This is a genomic window from Protofrankia sp. CiP1_Cm_nod4, assembly GCF_982290645.1.
This window is the reverse complement of sequence record NZ_CEVIVC010000059.1, coordinates 1-6,254: the sequence shown is the minus strand read 5'-3', so window position 1 is coordinate 6,254 and position 6,254 is coordinate 1. Positions and strand designations below refer to the sequence as shown.

At 73.1% G+C, this 6,254-nt stretch carries 9 protein-coding genes; 5 read left to right on the top strand and 4 right to left on the bottom strand.

Annotated elements, in window-relative coordinates; genetic code table 11:
- Nucleotides 1–253, bottom strand: a 253-nt coding sequence (locus AC5LSR_RS13155) for a J domain-containing protein (RefSeq protein ID WP_493468508.1), incomplete at its 3' end; no start/stop codon positions are given.
- Nucleotides 254–297: 44 nt separating this feature from the next.
- Here AC5LSR_RS13155 and AC5LSR_RS13150 point away from each other — a divergent pair.
- On the top strand, nucleotides 298–1,077 hold the full coding sequence (locus tag AC5LSR_RS13150; RefSeq protein WP_250292330.1) for an SDR family oxidoreductase: 780 nt from the start codon (nucleotides 298–300) through the stop codon (nucleotides 1,075–1,077).
- Between the two features lie 24 nt (nucleotides 1,078–1,101).
- Here AC5LSR_RS13150 and AC5LSR_RS13145 read toward each other — a convergent pair whose 3' ends face one another.
- Nucleotides 1,102–1,890 (bottom strand): sulfite exporter TauE/SafE family protein, encoded by a 789-nt coding sequence (locus AC5LSR_RS13145; protein ID WP_250292328.1) that lies wholly within the window; start codon nucleotides 1,888–1,890, stop codon nucleotides 1,102–1,104.
- A 104-nt stretch (nucleotides 1,891–1,994) separates the two neighbouring features.
- Between AC5LSR_RS13145 and AC5LSR_RS13140 the strand changes: the two genes are divergently transcribed.
- The 4 genes from AC5LSR_RS13140 (at nucleotide 1,995) to AC5LSR_RS13125 (ending at nucleotide 5,216) form a co-directional block, all read left to right on the top strand.
- Nucleotides 1,995–3,104, top strand: a complete 1,110-nt coding sequence (locus AC5LSR_RS13140) for an amidohydrolase family protein (RefSeq protein ID WP_250283457.1) — start codon at nucleotides 1,995–1,997, stop codon at nucleotides 3,102–3,104.
- A 128-nt stretch (nucleotides 3,105–3,232) separates the two neighbouring features.
- Nucleotides 3,233–3,703: a VOC family protein gene (locus AC5LSR_RS13135; protein ID WP_250292326.1), complete on the top strand. Its 471-nt coding sequence runs from the start codon at nucleotides 3,233–3,235 to the stop codon at nucleotides 3,701–3,703.
- A 48-nt stretch (nucleotides 3,704–3,751) separates the two neighbouring features.
- Nucleotides 3,752–4,453, top strand: a complete 702-nt coding sequence (locus tag AC5LSR_RS13130; protein WP_250283447.1) for a VIT1/CCC1 transporter family protein — start codon at nucleotides 3,752–3,754, stop codon at nucleotides 4,451–4,453.
- 106 nt (nucleotides 4,454–4,559) lie between these two features.
- Nucleotides 4,560–5,216: a TIGR03085 family metal-binding protein gene (locus AC5LSR_RS13125; RefSeq protein WP_250283446.1), complete on the top strand. Its 657-nt coding sequence runs from the start codon at nucleotides 4,560–4,562 to the stop codon at nucleotides 5,214–5,216.
- Here the strand turns inward: AC5LSR_RS13125 and AC5LSR_RS13120 are convergent.
- Nucleotides 5,123–5,734 (bottom strand): AAA family ATPase, encoded by a 612-nt coding sequence (locus tag AC5LSR_RS13120; RefSeq protein ID WP_250283444.1) that lies wholly within the window; start codon nucleotides 5,732–5,734, stop codon nucleotides 5,123–5,125. The genes AC5LSR_RS13125 and AC5LSR_RS13120 overlap by 94 nt on opposite strands.
- Before the next feature lie 6 nt (nucleotides 5,735–5,740).
- Nucleotides 5,741–6,254: ImmA/IrrE family metallo-endopeptidase (locus AC5LSR_RS13115; protein WP_493468507.1), on the bottom strand; the 514-nt coding region annotated here is incomplete at its 5' end.

Below are 6,254 nucleotides of genomic sequence, written 5' to 3'. Positions count from 1 at the left end.
GCCCAGCCTGCCCCGACATGCCACCGGCCGCCCGGCCGGGCACGGGGTGGGCGCGCACGCGCCGGTCGTAATCACGCCGCCGCTCGGGATCGCCCAGCACCTCGTACGCCCTGCGGACCTGCCGGAAGGCGTGCTCGCTACCACCGGTGTCCGGATGGGTGCGCCGAGCCGCCCGCCGGTAGGCGGCCACGATCTGGGCCTGGGAGGCTGCCGGCGGCACACCGAGGACGTCGTAGAGTGAGAGCGGCGCCACGAGTCATCTCATACCCGGCCAGCGCGCCTGATCCCGGAGGTCACATGGATCTGCAGCTCGCCGGGCGGGTCGTCCTCGTCACCGGGGGCTCCGACGGGCTGGGGGCGGCCGTCGCGCGTGCCCTCGTCGCCGAGCGGGCGCGGGTGGCGATCTGCGCCCGTGACGAGGCCCGCCTGAAGCTCACCGCGGACGAGCTGCGCGCCGCCGGCGGGGACGTCCTTGCCGTACCGGCGGACGTCACCGACGTCGACGCGCTGGACCGTTTCGTCACCGCGGCCCACAGCCGGTGGGGCCGGGTGGACGCGATCGTCAACAACGCCGGCCGGTCCGCGGGCGGGGAACTGGCCGCCGTCACCGACCAGCAGTGGCAGGACGACCTGGAGCTGAAGCTGTTCGCGGCGATCCGGCTGTCCCGGCTGGCGCTCGACCAGCTGCGCGCCTCGGACGCCGCGGCGGTGGTCAACGTGCTCGCGACGGCGGCGAAGGCACCGCCGGCGGCGTCGCTGCCGTCCTCGGTGTCCCGGGCCGCCGGGCTGGCGCTGACCAAGGCGCTCGCCGGCGAGTGGGGCCCGCACGGGATCCGGGTCAACGCGGTGCTGGTCGGCCTGGTCGAAAGCGGCCAGTGGGAACGGCGGGCCGCCACCACCGGCACCCCCGTCCGGGCGTTGTACGAACGGATGGCGCGTGACGCGCGGATACCGCTGGGCCGCGTCGGCCGGGCTACGGAGTTCGCCGACGTCGTGACCTTCCTGCTCTCGCCGCGCAGCTCCTACGTGACCGGGACCGCGCTCAACGTCGACGGCGGCCTGTCCCCGGTGGTGTGACCACCCCGCCGGCCGGCGGCGCTGTCAGCCGGTGGCGATGAGGACGGCGGCGACGACCACCCCGAGGACGGTCACGGTCGCGCGCAGCGCGGCGGCCGGCAGCAGCCGGGCGGCCCGCGCGCCGAGCACCCCGCCGACGCCGGAGGCCAGCAGCAGGACGGCGGCGAACCCCCAGGCGACCCGCGCGCTCACCACGAACACGGCGATGCCCACCGCGTTGACACCGAACGACAGCAGGGTCTTGGACGCGTTCGTGCGCTGGAGGCCGTCCGGCATGAGGATGCCCAGGACGCCGAGCAGCAGCACGCCGAGGCCCGCGCCGAAATAGCAGCCGTAGGCCCCGGCCACGAACACCCCGGCCCGGGTCGGCCAGGTCACAGCCACCCCACAACCACCCCGTCGCCGGGCCACTGCCTGCCCGCTGGCCCGTCGCCGGGCCACGATGGCGGCCAGTCGCGGCTGGCCGGCGAGCAGCAGGCAGGCCACCAGCACCAGGTAGGGAACGACCACCCGGAAGGAGCCCGCCGGGGCGGCCAGCAGCACGACCGCCCCGGCCAGCCCGCCGAGCAGCGCCGGGCCGGCCAGCGCCCGCAGCCGGGCGGCCTGCCCGGTCAGCTCCCGGCGGTAGCCGAACGCGCCCCCGGCGTATCCGGTGACCAGCCCGACCGAGCAGGTGACGTTCGCGGTGAGCGCGGGCATCCCGGTGGCGAGCAGCGCCGGGAATACGATCAGGGTCCCGCCGCCGGCCACCGCGTTCACCGCTCCGGCCAGCAGGCCGGCGGCCGCGACGCCCACGGTGTCCAGGACTCCCATGACACGCACGCTCTCACGGCCATACCCGCGGCAGGCCGCCGTTCTCCTCGTCCGGACATGTGCTCTTCTCGTCCGGACGGGTGCTCTTCGGCTACACAGGTGGGGTGGCTGCTTCCGAGACGTTGAGGATCACAGGCCCGGTGCTGGTCGGCCCCGAGGAGGTCCGGGACGGGCTGTGGGCCGTGGACGGCAGGATCACGTTCACGGCCCCGACCGGCGCCCGCGCCGCCGGCGCGCGCACGGTGCCGGGCTGGGTGCTGCCCGGCCTGGTGGACGCGCACTGCCATGTGGGGCTGGACGCCCACGGCGCGGTCGACCGGGACACCGCCGAGCGGCAGATCCGCACCGACCGGGACGCGGGCACGCTGCTGATCCGGGACGCGGGCTCGCCCGCGGACACCCGCTGGGTGGACGACCGCGAGGACCTGCCCCGGCTGGTCCGGGCCGGCCGCCACATCGCCCGGACGAAACGGTACATCCGTAACTACGCCGTGGAGATCGAGCCGGCGGAGCTGGCCGCCACCGTCACCGAGCAGGCCCGCCGGGGCGACGGCTGGGTGAAGATCGTCGGTGACTGGATCGACCGGGGCACCGGGGATCTCGCCGCCTGCTGGCCGCGTCAGGCGGCCGAGGCCGCGATCGCGGCGGCCCATGCCGCCGGCGCCCGGGTCACCGCGCACTGCTTCGCCGAGGACTCCCTCGCCGACCTGGTCGAGGCCGGGATCGACTGCGTCGAGCACGCGAGCGGGCTGACCGCCGAGACGATCCCCCTCTTCGTCGAGCGCGGCGTCGCCATCGTGCCGACCCTGGTCAACATCGCCACCTTCGAGGGCATCGCCGCCGGGGCGGCGGAGAAGTTCCCCGCCTACAGCGCGCACATGCGGGCGTTGCACGCCCGCCGCTACGACACCGTCCGCCAGGCGTACGAGGCGGGCATCCCGATCTATGTCGGCACGGATGCCGGCGGGTCGCTGCCGCACGGCCTTGTCGCGGACGAGGTCGCCGAGCTGGTCCGGGCCGGGCTGCCCCCGGTGGCGGCCCTGTCGGCGGCGACCTGGGCCGCGCGCGCCTGGCTCGGTTTCGCCGGGCTGGCCGAGGGGGCGCCGGCGGATCTCGTCGTCTGTTCGGAGGACCCGCGGGTGGACGTCCGGACGCTCGCCGAGCCGTTGCTGGTCGTCGTGCGTGGCCGGGTGGTGGCGGGCAGGGGCGCATGACGCAGGCGTCCGGGCAGCCGGTGGAAGTACGTTTCCGAGGTCGGGTTCCCGACGTGGGCAAAGCCGTGTTCTCGGGCACAACATCGGGAAGAAGAAGCCCGGCGCAACCACGTCGAAGGAGTTCTCCGATGCTCACACGCCCCCGGTGGACGCACGTGGCCCTCCCGTCCAGCGATATCGACGCCTCGATCGACTTCTATACGAGGATGACTCCGCTCGTGGTGGTCGCGACCCGTCAGGACGTCGCCGGCCGCAGCGCGTGGCTGTCCAACGACCGGCAGTGGCAGGACCCGTTCGTGCTGGTCCTGGCCGAGTTCAACGCCGAGCGTGGGCACCGGCAGCCGACGATGACCCCGTTCGCGCACATCGGGATCGAGGTGACGCAACGCGCCGAGATAGACGCGATCGCCGACCGGGCGAGAGCCGCGGGCTGCCTGCACTGGGAGCCGCAGGACCTGCCCGACCCGGTCGGCTACGTCTGCGCGGTGACCGACCCGGACGGGAACGTGATCGAGTTCAGCCACAACCAGAAGGTGTTCCAGACCATCCGCGAGCTGTGGGGCCCCGCCGCGCGCGCCCACAGCAACGGTGTCAGATAAGCCACCAGCCGGCCGCCAGGCAGCCGGAGCCGGTAGCGTCCGGGACTTGTGGCGAGACCCGGGCACAAGGAGAGGCATTACGGTGGGCGGCTGGGCTGGCTGCGCGCCGCGGTGCTCGGCGCGAACGACGGGCTGGTGTCGACGGCGAGCCTGATGCTCGGGGTGGCCGCCTCGTCGGCGTCCCGGACGGCCGTGCTGACCGCGGGCCTTGCCGGGCTGGTCGCCGGGGCGGCGTCGATGGCCGCCGGGGAGTTCGTCTCGGTGAGCTCCCAGAAGGACGCCGAACGCGAGGACCTGGCCACCGAGGCCGCGGAGCTCGCGACCGACCCCGACGCGGAGCTGGAGGAGCTGGCCGGTATCTACGTCCAGCGCGGGCTGAGCCCCCGGCTCGCGCGGGAGGTGGCCGTGGAGCTCAGCCGCACCGACCCCCTCGCCGCGCACGCCCGTGACGAGCTCGGCCAGTCGCCGCAGAGCGCCGCCCGCCCGGCGCAGGCCGCCGGGGCTTCGGCGCTGAGCTTCGCCGTGGGCGCGGCGCTCCCGCTGGTGGCACTGCTCGCCAGCTCCGGCACGGCCAGGGCCGTGTTACTGGTTGTGATCACCGAGGTGGGGCTGGCGCTGCTCGGCGTCACCGGCGCCGCGCTCGGCGGCGCGAGGCGGGCGCGGGCGGCGGTCCGCGTCGTTCTCGGCGGATCGGCCGCCATGGCCGTGACGGCCGCGGTGGGCGCCCTCGTCGGCACCACCATCGGCTGAGCCCATGGCGGCTGGGCCCGGTGGCGGCGCCTGTTCCGTCCGCGACGATCACCTGGTGTGGTCGCGCTGATGCACGACAGGAGCGCTGCCGGCTAAAGTGCTGGTTATGGCAGGACAGACCCGGCAGGGACGGTATGCGCAGGAGGAACGGCGGGAGCTCAGTGACCTCCTGCTGGAGCTCGGTCCCGACCAGCCGACGCTGTGCACCGGTTGGACCACTCGCGACCTGGCCGCCCACCTGGTCGCCCGGGACCGCAAGCCGCAGACGCTGCCCGGGCTCGCGATACCGCAACTGCACAAGATCACCGAGCGCGTCGAACGGGCCACCAGGGAGTCGCACTCCTATGAGGATCTTGTCGCGCTGGTCCGCAAGGGCGCGCCGGTATGGCACCCGGCCCACGTCGCGCTGGTGGACGAGATGATCAACCATGTCGAGTACTTCGTCCACCACGAGGACGTCCGGCGGGCGCAGCCGGACTGGAAGCCGCGGGATCTCGACGTCGCCGAGCGGGACAAACTGTGGAAGGCGCTGAAGATGGTCGGCAAGCTCGGCGTCCGCAAGTCCCCGGTCGGCGTCGTGGCGGAGCGTACCGACGGGGAGGGACGGCAGGTGCTGCGCTCCGGCGGCCGGCAGGTCGTGCTTGCCGGCGCGGCCCCCGAACTGCTGCTCTACGCCTTCAACCGCCGGGAGCAGGCCCTCGTGGACATCCGCGGCGACGACACGGCCATCGCCGACTTCCGGGCCGCCCCCTCCGGCCTGTAAGTCAGTCCCCGTCCGCGTAGAGATCCTTGAACGGCCAGGGCCGGATCGTCGATGTTCCAGAAACGCGTGGCCAGCGGATAGTCGAACGGGCGTACCACCAGTTCGAGACCGGCTCTCCCGCACAGCGGGGCGTTGCAGGCGAGCATCTTTCCCATCACCGACATGGCCGAGCCGCACAACAGGAGCGCGATGCTGTTGCCACCGGAGACCGCCCGGTCGATCTCCCGCTGAAGAATCGACGGGAGTTCGGGGGACACTGTGCTCAGATACGGGAATTCGTCGATCACAACTGGTCCGGGCCGGCCGCCGGCCACCGAGAACAGGTGGACGATCGCTTCGTCCCAGTTGGCGAACCGCTGGGGCACCGGCGTACGTGTGTGCTCGGCCAGAGCCTCGGCGAAGAGGCGCAGCGACTCCGCCTGCGTCGCCCGGGTGGCCCCGAAGTACAGGCCCGGTGTCTGGCGGGCAAGAGCCTCCAGCAGGAAGGTCTTCCCCTGGCGCCGCCGCCCGCTGACCACGCCTGGTTACGACACGAACTTCCAGATGGCGCTCTCCGGAAGCGGCGGCAGCGTGGGCAGCTCCTCTTCGTCCCAGGTTTCGAAGAGAAGGTCGATTGCCCGGGCCAGGGAGACCGTCTCGCCGCGGTACAGCCTCAGTACCGATTCCTCGTACTGCCTGGCGAGTGAGGGTGCGGCCAGCTCCTCGTGGACGAGCAGGTCGAACTCGACGATATCGGTCCTGGTCGTGCGCACGGAACGGATCCGATGGGCCTCGTTCTGATCCACCTGCCCGAGTTCCCACAGGCGGCGCGCCAAAGTGGACATGTCGACGCGGAAGGCGCTTGCGGCCCTGACCACGGCGGTGCGAAGGTCATCGCCGCGCTCCCGCAGTTCGGCCCAGGTGCGGTGCAGCCCGGCCGCGGGCAGCAGGACGGCTCGGGCGAACCGGTCGAGCCGGGTTTCCCATGCGTTGTCGTCGTCCTGCTCGGCGATGCGCCAGTCGACCGTGTATTCGTCGGCGAACAGATAGTGGCCCAGT

Excerpts from the sequence above, each read along its gene's own strand:
- AC5LSR_RS13150 (WP_250292330.1), top strand. The coding sequence starts at position 298 with ATGGATCTGCAGCTCGCCGGGCGGGTCGTCCTCGTCACCGGGGGCTCC.
- AC5LSR_RS13145 (WP_250292328.1), bottom strand. The coding sequence starts at position 1,890 with ATGGGAGTCCTGGACACCGTGGGCGTCGCGGCCGCCGGCCTGCTGGCC.
- AC5LSR_RS13135 (WP_250292326.1), top strand. The coding sequence starts at position 3,233 with ATGCTCACACGCCCCCGGTGGACGCACGTGGCCCTCCCGTCCAGCGAT.
- AC5LSR_RS13125 (WP_250283446.1), top strand. The coding sequence starts at position 4,560 with ATGGCAGGACAGACCCGGCAGGGACGGTATGCGCAGGAGGAACGGCGG.